Here is a 14,080-nt window from a genome sequence, read left to right as displayed (position 1 = left end):
GCCACGGCGTGGCCGTGCCCGCGGTGGGTGGAGGTGATCTGGTCGCCGTCGCGGAGCGCCGCCATCACCCCCGCGGCCACGGCCTCCTGGCCGACGTACAGGTGCAGAAAGCCCGGCAGCTTGCCGGCCTCCATGAGCTTTCCCGCCTCGGTCTCGAACAGCCGGATGCGCACCATGCGCTCGTGCAGGTCCCTGATGACCTGCGCGGACTCCTGATCCGCAGCAGGCCCTGTCGGCCCCGTCGGCTCGGCCGACTTCTTCGATGCTCTGGATGTGCTCGACGTACGTGATGCCCTTTGAGCCATCGTCCGCCCCTTCGCCCGAGGGAGGTGTGCCACGCAATCGGACTTAGTAGTGCCGGTCTACAGTAAGTAGCAGAGGGCACCTTACTGAACAGACTCTCTAATTACTACGCCTCCGTCCGATCCGGCGGATCCGCCTCGGGATCGCCGCCTCGCGCGTCGACCAACTCGACGGTGTTGCCCTCCGGGTCGGCCCAGAAGCTGATGCGCCGCCCTCGCGCTCGTACGACGACCGGATTCGACAAGGGGCGGGCGCCCGCGGCCCGCAGTGCTGCCACCGTCGGGTCCATGTCGTCCAGGTGGAAGGTGAGATAGGACAGTCCCTGGCGTGCGGTCAGCGGCACGGCCGACTCCGCGGGTGCCGGAGGCGTCTGAGGGCGGATCAGCTTGACCCGCCCTCCGGAGGGCACCTGGAGCCAGACGACCAAGAGCTCGCCGCCCAGTCCGGCCGGTGCGCCGACGGACTCCGGTATGCGCGAGCGATGCACCGCCGGGCAGCCGAGCACCTCGCTGTAGAAGCGCTCCATCAGCTCCAGGTCGCGTACGACCACACCCACCTCGAACGGCTCGGTCATGCGCGTCGGCATCTGGTGCACCACGCCTACCGTGTCCTCGTTCATCCCGGCGTCACCCCTCGTCGCGTGTCCGGTTGTCGCCCTCGCCCGACTGGAGTGGATCCATAGAAAGATCAGGGCGGATCGTTCACCCGGCTACCAGGAAATACGAGGTGACTTGCGGGTCGCTGAGCACCAACTTCACCACTTTCTATTGACAGGCAACACTAAGTCCTGTTGTCGTTTGCGTCACGACCCCGCCGCGCATCCGAAGCCTTCACCGGCCCGCGGCCGGGAGGATTGTGAGGACATCGTGGTCCAGACCAGTTCGCCGGAGATTCGGGAGACCGACGCCGAGCGTCAGCCGCCCCCGGCCCCCGAGTACTCCTCGTGGATCAGCCGGGACCGGTCCACCGACGCCGCGTCCGTGCGGATGCGGCAGGAGGCCGCCGAACTCGTCGAGCGCGTGATGACGCACTACCGCGACAACACGACCCACGAGGCGGACGGCCAGTGGACGGAACCCGTCGCGCACTACCACGACGCCGACCGCTGGCACCGGGAGATGGACGCCGTCCACCGGAGCGTCCCGCTGCCGCTCGCCATGTCGTGCGAGCTGCCCGGGCCGAACACGTACAAGGCACTGGACGTGCTGGGCGTGCCGGTGCTGATCACCCGGGACCGGCAGGGCGTCGTACACGCGATGATCAACGCCTGCCGGCATCGGGGCGCGAAGATCATCGAGCCCGGCTGCGGGGTGTCCAAGCGCCTCACCTGCCCGTACCACTCCTGGTCGTACGACCTCGCCGGACAGCTGCGGGGCGTGTACGCGGAGAAGACCTTCGGTGAGGTGCCGCGCGAGGGGCGCAGCCTGTTGCGGTTGCCGGTCGGGGAGCGGGCCGGGATCGTCTTCGTCTCGCTGGACCCGGCGGCCGAACCCGATCTGGACGCCTGGCTGGGCGACCTGCAGCCGCTCCTCGAGGGGCTCCGCATGGCGGAGTGCCACCACTATTCGACCAAGGAGCTGACCAGCCCCAACTGGAAGGTCACGCTCGACGGATACCTGGAGACGTACCACTTCGCCTCGCTGCACCCGAAGACGGTGTTCGAGACGAACCTCTCCAACATGATGGCCCACGACACCTGGGGCCCCCACCAGCGCATCTCACCGGCCCTGCGCCCCATCGCGCAGGCCGTCGACCTGCCCCCGGATCAGCGCGACCCCGGAGACTGCGTCGGAGCCATCTACTGGCTCTACCCGGGTCTGGCGATAGCCGGCGGCTGGCGCCACAAGATCGCCGTGTCCCTGGTGATCCCCCGGACGGCCACCGAATCGGTGACCCAGCAGATCATCCTGCTCCGGGACCCGGCGGTCACCGAGGAGGAACGCGAGGCCGCCGACCGGTTCGGCGAGTGGTTCCACGAGGTGGTCCGCGACGAGGACTACGCGACCACGTACGGAGTTCAGCAGGGCCTCCAGGCCCTCAGCGGGACCGACTTCGTCTTCGGGCGCAACGAGCCCGGACTCCAGCACTTCCACCGCACCATCCACGCACACCTGGAAACAGCAAGAGCCGCCAGGTGACGAACCGACAAGACTCGCGGGAGAACACCATGGTGGCTACGGGCAGCCTCGACGGACGTGTCGCGGTGATCACAGGCAGTACACGCAGCATCGGCCGTGCCATCGCCGAAGCATTCCTGGCCGACGGCGCCACGGTCGTCATCAGCGGCCGCTCCGAGCTCAAGGGCAAGCAGGCCCTCGACGAGCTGGACGCGGGGGACCGGGCCGTCTTCCACCCCTGCGACGCCAACAGCCAGGCGGACATCGAGGGCCTCGCCGACTTCGCCGCCGAGCGCTTCGGCAGCCTCGACATCTGGGTCAACAACGTCGGAGGCACCTCGGGCTTCGCCCCCATCCACCAGCTCAGCGACGAGGCCTGGCACGACGCCCTCAAGCTGAACGTCAACGCCTACTTCTACGGCACCCGCCGGGCCCTGCCCAAGATGCTGGTGGGCGGCTGGGGACGCATCATCAACATCTCCTCCGTAGAGGGCAAGCAGGCCAACAAGCCGGCGATCAGCCACTACATCACCAACAAGCACGCCATCCACGGCCTGACCAAGGCGACCGCCTTCGAGTACGGCACCCAGGGCATCACCTGCAACGCGATCTGCCCCGGCGCCGTCGACACCGACCTGATGCGCGCCGCCGGACCGGCCGCCGCCGAGGCCGAGGGCATCTCCTACGAGGAGTGGCTGGGCCGCTTCGCCGAGCATGCCGCCACCAAGAAGATCACCACCGTCGAGCAGATCGCGGGCCTCGCCTCGCTGCTCGCGAGTGACGCCGGAGCGGGCATCACGGGCACGCTGATCAGCGTCGACGGGGGAACAGCGCAGTGGTAGGCACCGGGTCAGTGGCAGTGGGAGTAGCAGTGGCAGGCGGCGGCACGGACAGCGAGAGGCTTCCGGTCATGAAGAGCTGGATCACGGACTGGCAGCGCAGTGAGCGGCTGCCGCACTACACCCGGGCCAACGCGGGGGAGACCCTTCCCGAGCCGGCCAGCCCGCTCGGCTGGACCCTGGTGTGGGGCCGTGGTCTGCAGGGCTGGCGCCGCGGTTTCGTCGGGTTCGGCATCTACCACGAGGAGGAGGTGGCCGGGCCCCGACCGCCGTTCGTCGGCATGTTCGGCGGCTACTTCTACCTCAACCTGTCCCACATGCGGCTGTTCGGCATCCGCATGGGCCAGACCGCCGACCAGATCGACACCGCCTTCGTCGGCCAGCGCTCCGACACCCCGGTGTACGTGGCGCACCCGGACGACCAGGACCCCGCTCTGACGGCCAAGGCCGGCGGCACGCTCCAGCGGATGCTCGGCCAGACCAACTTCCCGGAGGCCGACGCCGACCGGGAGCGGCTGCGCCGCGCCCGCCGCGAGCGGCCCGACCTGAGTCGGCTGTCGGACGCCGAGCTGGTGGCGCACGCCCGCTCGCTCCTCGACGAGGTGGAGACGACCTTCCAGCGGCATGTGGAGTCGTCGCTGCCCGCGTCCGTCGGACCGGCGATCCTCGGCCCGCTGTGCGCGAGCGTGGACCGTTCCGACGTCATGCTCGACCTCATCGGCGGGCTGGGAGGCGTCGACTCGGCCTCGCCCTCGACCGGGCTGTGGACGCTGTCCCGCCAGGTGGCGGCCTCGGCCGAGCTGACCACGCTGTTCGACCAGGGGCCGGCCGCGGTGGAGCGGGCGCTCGACGGGGCGACCGGCGACGTGAAGGCGTTCCGTGACGCGTTCGAGGAGTTCATCGCCGACTCCGGTGACCGCGGCCCCAACGAGTGGGACATCCACGCACTGTCCTGGGAGGCGGCGCCGGTCCAGGCGCTGGCCCTGGTCGACCGGATCCGGCACAGCTCCGACGACGACTCCCCGGCCGTCCGCCACCGGCGGCTGACCGAGCAGCGCGAGAAGGCGGCACAGGAGATCCGGGCCGCGCTGCCCGAGGACACCCGGCCGATGTTCGACGCCGGCCTGCACGCCTCCCAGGTGTGGATCCCGGCCCGCGAGCGCACCAAGGCCAACTGTGTGAACGTCATCAACGAAATCCGCATGGCGGTACGCGAACTCGGCCGCCGCGGAGTCGAGGCGGGACGCCTCACCGAGCCCGCGGACGTCATGATGCTGCTGGACACCGAGCTCGACGCCTACGTGGCCGACCCGGAGTCCTTCGGACCCGTCATCGCGCAGCGGCTTCGGGAGTACGCCGGACTGCACGAGCTGGAACCGCCGTTCTTCGTCGCCGAGGACGCGCAGACCGAGATCGACACCTGGCCGCGCCGCACCGAGGAGCGCACCGAGGCGGCCGTCGAGGGCCATGTGCTCAGCGGCGTCGGCGGCAGCCACGGCACCTACACCGGCCGGGTGCGGGTGGTCACCGACCCGGCCTCCTGCGAGGCGCTGGAGCCCGGCGAGGTGCTGGTGGCACCGATCACCGACGCCGCCTGGACCCCGCTGTTCCTGGTCGCCGGAGCGGCCGTCGTGGACGTGGGCGCGCTCAACAGCCACGCGGTCGTGGTCTGCCGCGAGCTCGGCATTCCGGCCGTCATCTCCGTCGAGGGCGGTACGCGGCGGCTGCGGGACGGCATGGAGATCACGGTCGACGGCGACAAGGGCACGGTCACCGTGAACAGTGTCCCGGCGTCGCCCGTCAGCTGAACCGCCGCGGGCCCGTCGCTCCTCTCCCCGGGCGACGGGCCCGCAGGCACGACCCGTGGAAAGGACCACCGTGTCGAACGTCCCGGAGGAAGCGACCGTGCCGCAGGAAGCGACCGTGCCGCAGGAAGCGACCGTGCCGCAGGAAGTCATCGTCGCCGGCTGGATGGACTACGAGCCCGGCGAGCGCGGCGCGATGCTGGGGCTGCTGGTCGAACTGGGACGTCGGACGCTTGAGGACGAGCCGGGCTGTCTGGACTACGCCATGACCGCGGACCCCGGTGACGAGAGCCGGATCCGCGTGTATGAGCGGTGGGCCTCCCAGCAGGCCCTCGACGAGCACTTCGGCACGCCGCACATCAAGGACTTCCGGGCGGCGGCGACGGGGCTGACCCGGGTCGGGGTCTCCTTGCAGGCTCACACGGTGGCCGCGTCACGCCCCATGCGCTGAATCGCCCAGCCGTACCAGCATCTTGCCGATGTTGCCGCCGCTCAGCAGGGACAGCAGGGCACCGGCCGCGTTGTCCAGGCCGTCGACCACCGTCTCGCGGGCGGTGATCCGGCCCGAGCCGAGCCAGTCGGCGACGCGGCGCTCGAACTCCGGCCGTAGGTCCTCGTGGTCGCGGACGATGAAGCCGCGCAGGGTCAGCCGCTTGAGGACCGCCTGGATCAACTGGTTGATGTCGGGCGGCCGTTGGGTGATGCCTGCGGCTCGCCGCTCCCCGCCGAACTGCGACATCATGCCGCACAGGGCGACCCGGCCACCCGTCCGCAACGCGTGCAGGGCGGCGACGAGTTGCTCCCCGCCGACGTTGTCGAAGTACACGTCGAGCCCGTCCGGCGCCAGCCGGGCCAGCGCCTCGCGCACCGGCTCGGCGCGGTAGTCCGCGGCGGCGTCGTAGCCGAACTCCTTCACCAATAGGGCGCACTTGTCCGGCCCGCCGGCGGTCCCGACGACCCGCTCCGCGCCCAGCAGCCGGGCGAACTGGCCGGCCGCGCTGCCCACGGCCCCGGCCGCCGCCGACACGAAGACGGTGTCACCGGGGCGCACCGCGGCGATCCGGGCCAGCCCGACGTATGCGGTGAAGCCGGTCTGCCCGAGCAGCCCCAACCAGGTGGGTAGCGGCGCGAGTTGTGGGTCTATGCGCCCGGCGCCCTCGGTGTCCGCGGGGTCGAGCACGGCCCACTCCCGCCAGCCCAGCTGGTGGCGTAGATACGTACCCGGCGGCACCGAGGAGCAGCGGCTCTCCGCCACGACGCCCAGCGCCCGGCCGTCGAGCGGCGAGCCGGGCGTGAAGTTGTGCGTGTAGTGCTTCTCGGTGCTCTCAAGCCGCCCGCGCATGGACGGGTCGACGCTCATGTAGAGGTTGCGGACGAGGAGTTGCCCCTCGCCGAGGGGCAGGAGCGGGTGCTCCTCGACGGCGAAGTCGTCGGGGACCGGTTCTCCGTCGGGCCGGCGCACGAGACGGACCACTCGGGTCGTACGGGGTGTCACCGGGTCACTCCTCCGGCTGCCGCACGCTGCGTCGCCGGGCGAGGCGGCCCACCCAGCCGGCCATCTGGAGGTCGGCGTGGCGCAGTTCGCCCGACTGCCACCGGGCCTGGAAGTCGAAGGTGCCCGTCGCTCCGGTCTTCGGGTCGGTCACCTCGACGAGCCCGTCCTCGGTGAGCCGGTACACATGCCCGGTCAGCGGATGGATCACTTGCTTGGACATGGGGCTCACTCCTGCACTCGGCGGCGTACGCCGCGCTTGGTCACGGTCACCGGGCCCTCGACCCGCAGCCGGCAGGCGAGCCGGGTCAGGCCGTCCACCGGCCTGCGCAGGGCCTCGATGCCCTCGCGCTCCAGCGGGCCCACGGGCGAGCAGTTCTCGGTGCCCTCCTCGACCGCCACGAAGCAGGTACGGCAGGTGCCCTTGCCGCCACAGATGGTGGGCCAGCGGTAGCCGAGCCGCTGGGCGGCGCTGAACAGGTCCTCGCCGTCGAGCACTTCGAGTTCGACGCCGGAGGGCCTGACCGACACTCGATGGACCGCCACCGGGTGGGTCACTTGTCCATCCACCGGTCGAGTGTCTGGTTGAAGTGGCGGATGCGGCTCTCCTGGTAGTTGGCCAGGGTGATGCCGGGCTTGCGGGTCGCCTTCAGTCCCTGCTGGACGTAGGGGAGGTTCTCGCAGTCCTGGTCGAAGACGGGCCCGAGCACACCGAGTTCGGGGATGTCCGCGAAGAGCATGTCCTCCGGCACCCAGCGGATCTTGGCCGGAGGCGGCATCTCACCGGGTGTCTTCGGGGCCGACATGAAGATGATCTCGGCGGTGCAGGAGTCGGGGTCGAGGCCGTTGGGCCGGAACCGGTAGACGATGTTGGACTTGGCGCCGCCCCAGGGATTGAAGTTGGGGAACAGCAAGTAGTTGATGGCGTCCAGCAGTTCGGTGTCGGCGGCCTGGGTGAAGTCCTGCCGCGAGGTGGCCGCCAGCTGCGCGCGCATCCGCTCGGCCAGGACCTGGCGGGCGGTGCCGCCGGGCGGGATCGCGGGCAGTTCGTCGCCCTCCTGCATCACCAGGTCACGGCCCTGGGCCGCCGCGTAGAACGACCGCGAGTCGTAGAACGTCTCCAGTACGTCCTCCTCCGTGACGGAGTCCGCCACGTGGGGGCTGGGGGCGCCCTGGATGTTGATCATCCGGTTCCAGTTGGGCTGGTCCGCCATGACGTCGTACTGGGAGTTGGCGTCGGCGAGCCAGGGCAGCATCTGCGGGTGGGTGGCGATCACGTGGAAGGACTCGATGAACGCGTCCTGGGCGACCTTCCAGTTGCAGGGCAGCACCTTGGCTATGTGCAGTGACTTGTAGCGGTCCTCCAGCGGCCAGATGTAGTGCTCGTCGAAGGTGCCGCGGTAGCTCTCGAAGGACTCCGCGTACGGGTCCATGTTGATGAAGACGAAACCGCGCCAGGTGGCCACCTGGGCCTCGGGGAGGGCGAACTTCTCCGGGCTGACGTGCGGGAAGTCCCAGGCGCAGGGCGGGGTCTGCATGGTGCCGTCGAGGTTCCAGGCGAAACCGTGGAACGAGCAGCGGAACTCGCCGACGTTGCCCCCGCCGGTGCGCAGCTTCCGTCCGCGGTGCAGGCACACGTTGACGTACGCGCGGATCTCGCCGGGGGCCGTCCGCGCGACGATCAGCGACTCGTCGCCGATCTCGTAGACCTCGTGGTCGCCGACCTCGGGAATCTCGCTCTCCAGGCAGGCGAACTGCCACACGCGCCGCCATACCTGCCGCATCTCGAGCTCTGCCCAGTCACGGGAGACGAAGCGCGCGGAGTCGATGTCCTCGCTGCCGATGTAGTCGTTCCGGTCGTGCCTCAGCGCGGGGGGAACGGGGCGGCTGTCCTGGTCGAGGTAGTCCTGGACGCTGGGTCCGGGGCATCGGGCGCTGCCCAACTCCGACGTTTCGTCCATCATCTCTCCTCCGGCAGAAACTTTAGAGTGAGTGTAGTTAGACGGTACGGCCCGGAGCAACACTCGCGACGGCGTTCGGACGCCGCATCTGTCGAGGTGGTCGAGGAAATGTGCCGTCATACTTCGAATTCATGGTGACCGACCTCTCCCCAAGCCCGCCGGACCGTGTCACACTCCGACGCACTTGAGGCTGTAGTGCCTCATAAGTTTCTTGGTCCGGGGAGACTCCTCCAGCCCCGGCCGCAGCGCCGACCGGTCACCCCGGCGGCCCGCGCCGTACCCCACGACGGCGGATCACGCAGCCCTCTCCAGCCTCCATGCGTGCCGTTCCGGTCCGGACGGCACCGGAATCCGCCTGAACAGAGCCGACCGCCGCAGACGTGCGAACGACGCGGGCCCGCGGCAGCGCAGGCGCCACACCACGGGAGTACTCAACGATGAGTTCCAGACCCGGTCGCGCGGTCCGCCGCGCCCTCACCGCGATCGTCCCCCTCACCGCCCTGCTCGCCCTCACGGCGTGCGGCGGCGACTCGTCCCCGGCCGCGGCCGACGCGTCGCAGGCCGCGGCGGCCGACACCCCCGGCCTGACAGCCGCCCGCGCCGCCGCGGAGAAGTACTCCGAGCGCCCGACCCGCATCCCCGTCACCGAGCCGGTGGGCAAGGACATCCCCGAGGGCAAGAAGATCGACTTCATCCTCTGCGGCGTCCAGTCCTGCAAGGACCTCGCCGACTTCTTCACGGCCGGCGCGAAGGAACTGGGCTGGACGGTGAAGCAGATCGCCACCCAGGGCACCCCGGAGTCCGTCCAGGCCGCCTACGAACAGGCCCTGCGCGACAAGCCGGACGCCGTCGTCGCCTCGGGCTTCCCGCGCGCGGTCTACGCCAAGCAGCTGGCCGAGCTGAAGGCGGCCGGCATCCCCGTCATCCAGTCGAACGCCGACGACGTACTGGGCGACGGCATCTCCCTGCTGAAGAACGGACCGGACGACGTCGGCATCCAGGGCGAGATGATCGCCTCGTGGGTGGTGTCGGACAGCGGCGCCAAGGCCGACACCGTCTACTTCGACCTCCCCGCCTACACGATCCTCAAGCCCGTCGAAGAGGCGTTCGCGGCCAAGTACAAGGAATGGTGCGAGGGCTGCGCGCTCGACACCGTCGATGTACCGATCACCTCGGTCGGCAAGGACATGCCGGACCGCGTGGTCTCGTACCTCAGATCGCACCCGAAGGTGACCCATGTCGTCTTCTCGCTCGGCCTGCTCAACGTGGGCGTCCCGGCCGCGCTGAAGACCGCCGGCATCACCGGCAAGCACCTCGTGGTCAACGTCGGTGACGCGCAGAGCTACCAGTACATCCAGAGCGGCCAGACCGACGGCGCGATGGCGCTGAACTCCCACGAGACGGCATGGCTCCAGGTCGACGCGCTGGCCCGCCACTTCACCGACCAGCCGATGGACGCGGACCAGAAGGCGGTGCTGCCCAACATGCTGGTCACCAAGGACAACCTCCCCTCCGCGGACGGCGACTTCCCGCTCGTCGAGGACTATCAGGCGCAGTTCAAGGCGCTCTGGGGGCTCAGTTGACCCGGCCCTTGCTGCGAGTGGCCGCCCTCTCGAAGAGGTTCGGCGGAACCCACGCGCTGCGGGATGTCGATCTGGAGGTCGAACCCGGTGAGATCCACGCCCTGATCGGGCCCAACGGCTCCGGCAAGTCCACCCTCATCAAGATCCTCGCGGGCTACCACCACGCCGAGCCGGGAGCGGTCGCCGAACTCGACGGTGAGCCGTTCGACCTGGAACATGTCACCGCTGCCCGGCACGACCGGCTCCGCTTCGTCCACCAGGAGCTGGGTCTGGTGGGGGAGTTGAGCGCCACGGACAACCTCGCGCTCAGCCGCGGTTTCGCCCGTACCGCCTTCGGCAACATCCGCTGGTCGGAGATGGAACGGCGGACGACCGCGCTGGTGGAACGGTTCGGCCTCGGCATCGACGTACGCAGGCCACTGGCCCAGGCCTCTCCCGTCCAGCGCGCGGTGGTGGCCATCGCCGCCGCGCTGCAGGGCTGGGAGGGCCGGCGCGGTGTCCTGGTGCTCGACGAACCGACCGCCGTGCTGCCGCCCGGCGAGGTGGCCCGGCTCTTCGACATCGTGCGCGAGATCCGGGACGCCGGTGCCGGTGTCCTGTACGTCTCGCACCGGATGGACGAGATCTTCGCGCTCGCCGACCGGGTGACCGTCATCCGCGGCGGCCGACGGATCGCCACCCTGCCCGTCGCCGACCTCACCCCGCGCTCGCTGGCGGAACTGATGGCGGGCGAGGAGAGCGAGGAGGCCGAAGCGGAGGAAGGGGGTGAGGAGATGGAGACCGACCACCGTCCAGGGTCTCCTTCCGGTCCTGCCGAGGCCGTACTGGAGGTCCGCGACCTCTGGGCGGGCCCGCTGCGCGGAGTCGGCTTCGAGCTGGCCAGGGGCGAACGACTGGGCATCACCGGCCTGGTCGGCTCCGGCCACGAGGTCGTGCCGTACGCGGTGTGCGGGGCCCGAACCGGCCCGGTACGCGGCAGGCTGCGGCTGCCGGAACGCTCCGAGCGGTGGGTCGAGGCGCGCGACGCCGGCGGGCTCGGCCTCCCGCTGGTCCCCGCGGACCGGTCGGGCGAGGGAGTGATCGGCGACTTCTCGGTCGGGGAGAACCTCACTCTCCCGCTCCTCGACCGGCTCCGCGCCCGCGTCGGCCGGCTGCACCGAGGACGGGAAGGCGCGCTCGCGGAGGAGTGGATCGAGCGGGTCGGGGTGCGTACGGCCGGTCGCGGGGCCCGGATCACCACGCTGAGCGGCGGCAACCAGCAGAAGGTCGTGCTGGCCCGCTGTCTGGCCCAGCGCCCGCCGGTGCTGGTGCTGTGCGAACCCACGGCCGGCGTCGACATCGCCACCCGCCTCCAGCTGTACGACCTGATCGAGCGTCAGGCCGAAGAGGGCATGGGCGTCATCGTCTCCTCGTCCGACACCCAGGACCTGCTCGCGCTGTGCACCCGTGTCCTGGTGGTGAGGGACGGCCGGATCGTACGGGAGATCAGTGGCCGGGACATCACCGAGCCCGCGCTCGTCCACGCCATGGAAGGAACAGAGTGAGATGACATCCACCCCGACTCCGACCTCGCCCCCCACCCGGGCCGCGGGACTCCGGCCGACCGAACCACCGGAACCACCGGAACCGGCGGGACGACCGGACAGGTCCGTGCCCGCCCTGGGCGCGTTGGGCCGACGGGCCGTGGCCGCCCTGTCGTTCCGGAACATCGGCGCCGTGTACGTGTGGCTGGTCATCGTCGTGCTCTTCTCCGTCTGGGCGCCGGACACGTTCCCGACGGTCATCACGGTCAAGCAGGTACTGAACGGCAACGCCGTGGCCGGGCTGGTCGCGCTCAGCGTCGTACCGCCGCTGGCCGCACGGGTCTTCGACCTGTCGGTCGCCTACACCATGTCCCTCACCAGCGTGCTGACCGCCTACTTCATGGTCACCGCGGGGCTCGGCCCCGGCGCCGCGATCGCCCTGGCGATGACGGCCGCACTGCTGATCGGGGTGGTCAACGGAATCGTGGTGGTGGTGCTGCGGGTCGACTCGTTCATCGCGACGCTGGCCACCGGCGCGCTGATCCAGTCCGTGATCACCATGGTCACGAAGGACAGCTCCATCACCGGTGTTCAGCTGCTGGACAGGCCGTTCGCCAGTCTGGCCCAGCTGGACGCGGGCGGCATCACGCTGCCGGTGCTGTATCTGCTGCTCGCCGCGGCCGCCATCTGGTTCCTGCTGGAACACACCGCCACCGGACGCCGGTTGTACGCGACCGGCTTCAACGCCGACGCGGCACGCCTGCAAGGAGTACGGACCGACCGGCTGCGTTTCCTGACGCTGGTGGCGTCCGCGCTGCTCTCCGGTTTCGCCGGGATCGTCTTCGCGGCCTCGGTGGGATCCGGATCGCCGACCGCGGGCACGCCGTATCTGCTGTCGGCCTACGCGGCGGCCTTTGTCGGCGCGACCCAGCTGCGCGCGGGCCGTTTCAACGCCTGGGGCACCGTGCTCGCGGTGCTGCTGCTCGGCACCGGCATCACGGGGCTCGGGCTCGCCACGAGCGCGCAGTGGGCCGCGAGCCTGTTCACCGGTTCGGTGCTCATCGTCGCGCTGGTCCTTACGGGTGGGCGGATCGCGCTACCGGCGGTTCTGCGCCGTCACAAGTCGCCGCCCGCCGAGCGTGTAGCCACCCCTGACAAGGAGGTCTGATGATGAAAGCGGTTCAGTACCGGACAGTGGGCGGCGAGCCTGAGGTGGTCGAGGTTCCGGTGCCCGAACCGGGCCCGGGCCAGGTGCTGTTGAAGGTGACGGCCGCGGGGCTGTGCCACTCCGACCTGGCGGTCATGGGCTGGCCCGCGGAACAGTTCCCCTACGCGCTGCCCCTGACGCTCGGTCACGAGGGCGCCGGCACGGTCGCGGCCGTGGGAAGCGGTGTCACGGGGGTGACCGAGGGCGACGACGTGGCGGTGTACGGCCCGTGGGGCTGTGGTCACTGCCGTAAGTGTGCCGAGGGCAAGGAGAACTGCTGTCCGCATGCCGCCGGGCTCGGCATCATGCCGCCCGGCCTCGGCTCTCCCGGTGCCCTGGCGGAGTACATGGTGGTGGACTCGCCGCGCCACCTCGTGCCGCTGCACGGCCTCGATCCGGCGCAGGCGGCGCCGCTCACCGACGCCGGACTCACCCCGTATCACGCGATCCGGAAGTCGCTGCCCAAGCTGGTGCCGGGCAGCACGGCGGTGGTGATCGGCGTCGGCGGCCTGGGCCATCTCGCCGTACAGCTGCTGCGGGGGCTGACTTCCGCCCGGGTCGTCGCCCTCGACGTGAGCAAGGAGAAGCTGGCTCTGGCGCAGACCGTCGGCGCTCACGAGACGCTGCGCTCCGACGGCGAGGCCGCGGCACGCATCCGGGAACTCACCGGTGGGGTGGGAGCGGAGGTGGTTCTGGACTTCGTCGGAGTCGAGGCGACCCTGGCGGTGGCCGCCGCGGTGGTGGCGGTGGAGGGCGATGTGACCGTCGTCGGCATCGGCGGGGGCACGCTGGCGGTCGGCTTCGGGGGTGGGCTGCCGTTCGAGGTGTCCGCCTCGGCGCCCTACTGGGGTAGCCGCGTCGAGCTCATGGAGGTCGTCGAACTCGCTCGGCAGGGTCTCGTCTCCTCCCACGTCGAGACGTTCTCGATCGAGGACGCTCCGGCGGCGTACGCGCGGCTGCACGCGGGAGAGATCAACGGCCGGGCAGTTGTACTGCCGCACGGCTGAACAGGGATACGGCCGGGATTCTCGCCCCCGCCGCCCCTACCCGTCCCGTCCCCTGGGGCTGCGCCCCAGACCCTGAGGGGGTGTGTGGTCGGGTGCGGGTGGGTGGGGGCTGGTCGCGCAGTTCCCCGCGCCCCTGAAAAGCGGGCTGCGCCCTGCTTTTCAGCCCGGCCAGGTCCACTCAGCCCGACCCCCGCCCACCCTGCCTGGTCCCGGCCCCCCCAGCCCGTCCGGCGTTTGAGGACG

The 14,080-nt window shown here is 70.4% G+C and carries 14 protein-coding genes; 8 read left to right on the top strand and 6 right to left on the bottom strand.

What is annotated here, in order from left to right:
• Together AB0I18_RS48895 and AB0I18_RS48890 are read right to left on the bottom strand one after the other, a co-directional pair.
• On the bottom strand, positions 1 to 305 hold a 305-nt coding region (locus AB0I18_RS48895; protein WP_363112322.1), incomplete at its 3' end, for a thiamine pyrophosphate-dependent enzyme.
• 104 nt (positions 306 to 409) lie between these two features.
• A complete protein-coding gene (locus AB0I18_RS48890; protein ID WP_363112321.1) occupies positions 410 to 922 on the bottom strand; it encodes a VOC family protein in 513 nt (170 codons plus the stop codon).
• A 247-nt stretch (positions 923 to 1,169) separates the two neighbouring features.
• On the opposite strand from AB0I18_RS48890, the gene AB0I18_RS48885 reads away from it, so the two are divergent.
• The 4 genes from AB0I18_RS48885 to AB0I18_RS48870 all read left to right on the top strand — a co-directional run bounded on the left by AB0I18_RS48885 (position 1,170) and on the right by AB0I18_RS48870 (position 5,515).
• Positions 1,170 to 2,441 carry an aromatic ring-hydroxylating dioxygenase subunit alpha gene (locus AB0I18_RS48885; RefSeq protein WP_363112320.1) on the top strand — a complete coding sequence of 424 codons (1,272 nt, stop codon included), beginning with the start codon at positions 1,170 to 1,172 and terminating at the stop codon, positions 2,439 to 2,441.
• A complete protein-coding gene (locus AB0I18_RS48880; protein ID WP_363112319.1) occupies positions 2,438 to 3,262 on the top strand; it encodes an SDR family NAD(P)-dependent oxidoreductase in 825 nt (274 codons plus the stop codon). Before AB0I18_RS48885 ends, AB0I18_RS48880 begins: the two co-directional genes overlap by 4 nt.
• Before the next feature lie 68 nt (positions 3,263 to 3,330).
• A complete protein-coding gene (locus AB0I18_RS48875) occupies positions 3,331 to 5,067 on the top strand; it encodes a PEP-utilizing enzyme (protein ID WP_363112318.1) in 1,737 nt (578 codons plus the stop codon).
• Positions 5,068 to 5,122: 55 nt separating this feature from the next.
• On the top strand, positions 5,123 to 5,515 hold the full coding sequence (locus tag AB0I18_RS48870; protein ID WP_363112317.1) for a putative quinol monooxygenase: 393 nt from the start codon (positions 5,123 to 5,125) through the stop codon (positions 5,513 to 5,515).
• Here AB0I18_RS48870 and AB0I18_RS48865 read toward each other — a convergent pair.
• Genes AB0I18_RS48865 through AB0I18_RS48850 form a run of 4 tightly spaced genes read right to left on the bottom strand, consistent with a single transcriptional unit; the run spans position 5,498 to position 8,520 of the window.
• On the bottom strand, positions 5,498 to 6,559 hold the full coding sequence (locus AB0I18_RS48865) for an NADP-dependent oxidoreductase (RefSeq protein ID WP_363112316.1): 1,062 nt from the start codon (positions 6,557 to 6,559) through the stop codon (positions 5,498 to 5,500). The genes AB0I18_RS48870 and AB0I18_RS48865 overlap by 18 nt on opposite strands.
• 4 nt (positions 6,560 to 6,563) lie before the next feature.
• Positions 6,564 to 6,779 (bottom strand): transposase, encoded by a 216-nt coding sequence (locus AB0I18_RS48860; protein ID WP_363112315.1) that lies wholly within the window; start codon positions 6,777 to 6,779, stop codon positions 6,564 to 6,566.
• Between the two features lie 5 nt (positions 6,780 to 6,784).
• Positions 6,785 to 7,126 (bottom strand): 2Fe-2S iron-sulfur cluster binding domain-containing protein, encoded by a 342-nt coding sequence (locus AB0I18_RS48855; protein ID WP_363112314.1) that lies wholly within the window; start codon positions 7,124 to 7,126, stop codon positions 6,785 to 6,787.
• Positions 7,111 to 8,520 carry an aromatic ring-hydroxylating dioxygenase subunit alpha gene (locus AB0I18_RS48850; RefSeq protein ID WP_363112313.1) on the bottom strand — a complete coding sequence of 470 codons (1,410 nt, stop codon included), beginning with the start codon at positions 8,518 to 8,520 and terminating at the stop codon, positions 7,111 to 7,113. The genes AB0I18_RS48855 and AB0I18_RS48850 overlap by 16 nt, the downstream gene beginning before the upstream one ends.
• Positions 8,521 to 8,954: 434 nt before the next feature.
• Between AB0I18_RS48850 and AB0I18_RS48845 the strand changes: the two genes are divergently transcribed.
• Genes AB0I18_RS48845 through AB0I18_RS48830 form a run of 4 tightly spaced genes read left to right on the top strand, consistent with a single transcriptional unit; the run spans position 8,955 to position 13,837 of the window.
• Positions 8,955 to 10,100 carry a substrate-binding domain-containing protein gene (locus AB0I18_RS48845; protein ID WP_363112312.1) on the top strand — a complete coding sequence of 382 codons (1,146 nt, stop codon included), beginning with the start codon at positions 8,955 to 8,957 and terminating at the stop codon, positions 10,098 to 10,100.
• Positions 10,097 to 11,644 (top strand): sugar ABC transporter ATP-binding protein, encoded by a 1,548-nt coding sequence (locus tag AB0I18_RS48840; protein ID WP_363112311.1) that lies wholly within the window; start codon positions 10,097 to 10,099, stop codon positions 11,642 to 11,644. Before AB0I18_RS48845 ends, AB0I18_RS48840 begins: the two co-directional genes overlap by 4 nt.
• Before the next feature lies 1 nt (position 11,645).
• Positions 11,646 to 12,791 (top strand): ABC transporter permease, encoded by a 1,146-nt coding sequence (locus tag AB0I18_RS48835; RefSeq protein WP_363112310.1) that lies wholly within the window; start codon positions 11,646 to 11,648, stop codon positions 12,789 to 12,791.
• 2 nt (positions 12,792 to 12,793) lie between these two features.
• Positions 12,794 to 13,837, top strand: a complete 1,044-nt coding sequence (locus AB0I18_RS48830; protein ID WP_363112323.1) for an NAD(P)-dependent alcohol dehydrogenase — start codon at positions 12,794 to 12,796, stop codon at positions 13,835 to 13,837.
• Positions 13,838 to 14,080: the final 243 nt, after the last annotated feature.

It is taken from the genome of Streptomyces sp. NPDC050704 (assembly GCF_040654355.1).
Taxonomy (GTDB): Bacteria; Actinomycetota; Actinomycetes; order Streptomycetales; family Streptomycetaceae; genus Streptomyces.
Note: the sequence above shows the minus strand (reverse complement) of the source record. Positions and strands in the feature narration are given on the sequence as shown.

Bases quoted from the DNA above. Each gene is read 5' to 3' on its own strand.
- AB0I18_RS48835 (WP_363112310.1), top strand. From the start codon at position 11,646: ATGACATCCACCCCGACTCCGACCTCGCCCCCCACCCGGGCCGCGGGA.
- AB0I18_RS48830 (WP_363112323.1), top strand. From the start codon at position 12,794: ATGAAAGCGGTTCAGTACCGGACAGTGGGCGGCGAGCCTGAGGTGGTC.
- AB0I18_RS48875 (WP_363112318.1), top strand. From the start codon at position 3,331: ATGAAGAGCTGGATCACGGACTGGCAGCGCAGTGAGCGGCTGCCGCAC.
- AB0I18_RS48860 (WP_363112315.1), bottom strand. From the start codon at position 6,779: ATGTCCAAGCAAGTGATCCATCCGCTGACCGGGCATGTGTACCGGCTC.
- AB0I18_RS48845 (WP_363112312.1), top strand. From the start codon at position 8,955: ATGAGTTCCAGACCCGGTCGCGCGGTCCGCCGCGCCCTCACCGCGATC.
- AB0I18_RS48850 (WP_363112313.1), bottom strand. From the start codon at position 8,520: ATGATGGACGAAACGTCGGAGTTGGGCAGCGCCCGATGCCCCGGACCC.
- AB0I18_RS48890 (WP_363112321.1), bottom strand. From the start codon at position 922: ATGAACGAGGACACGGTAGGCGTGGTGCACCAGATGCCGACGCGCATG.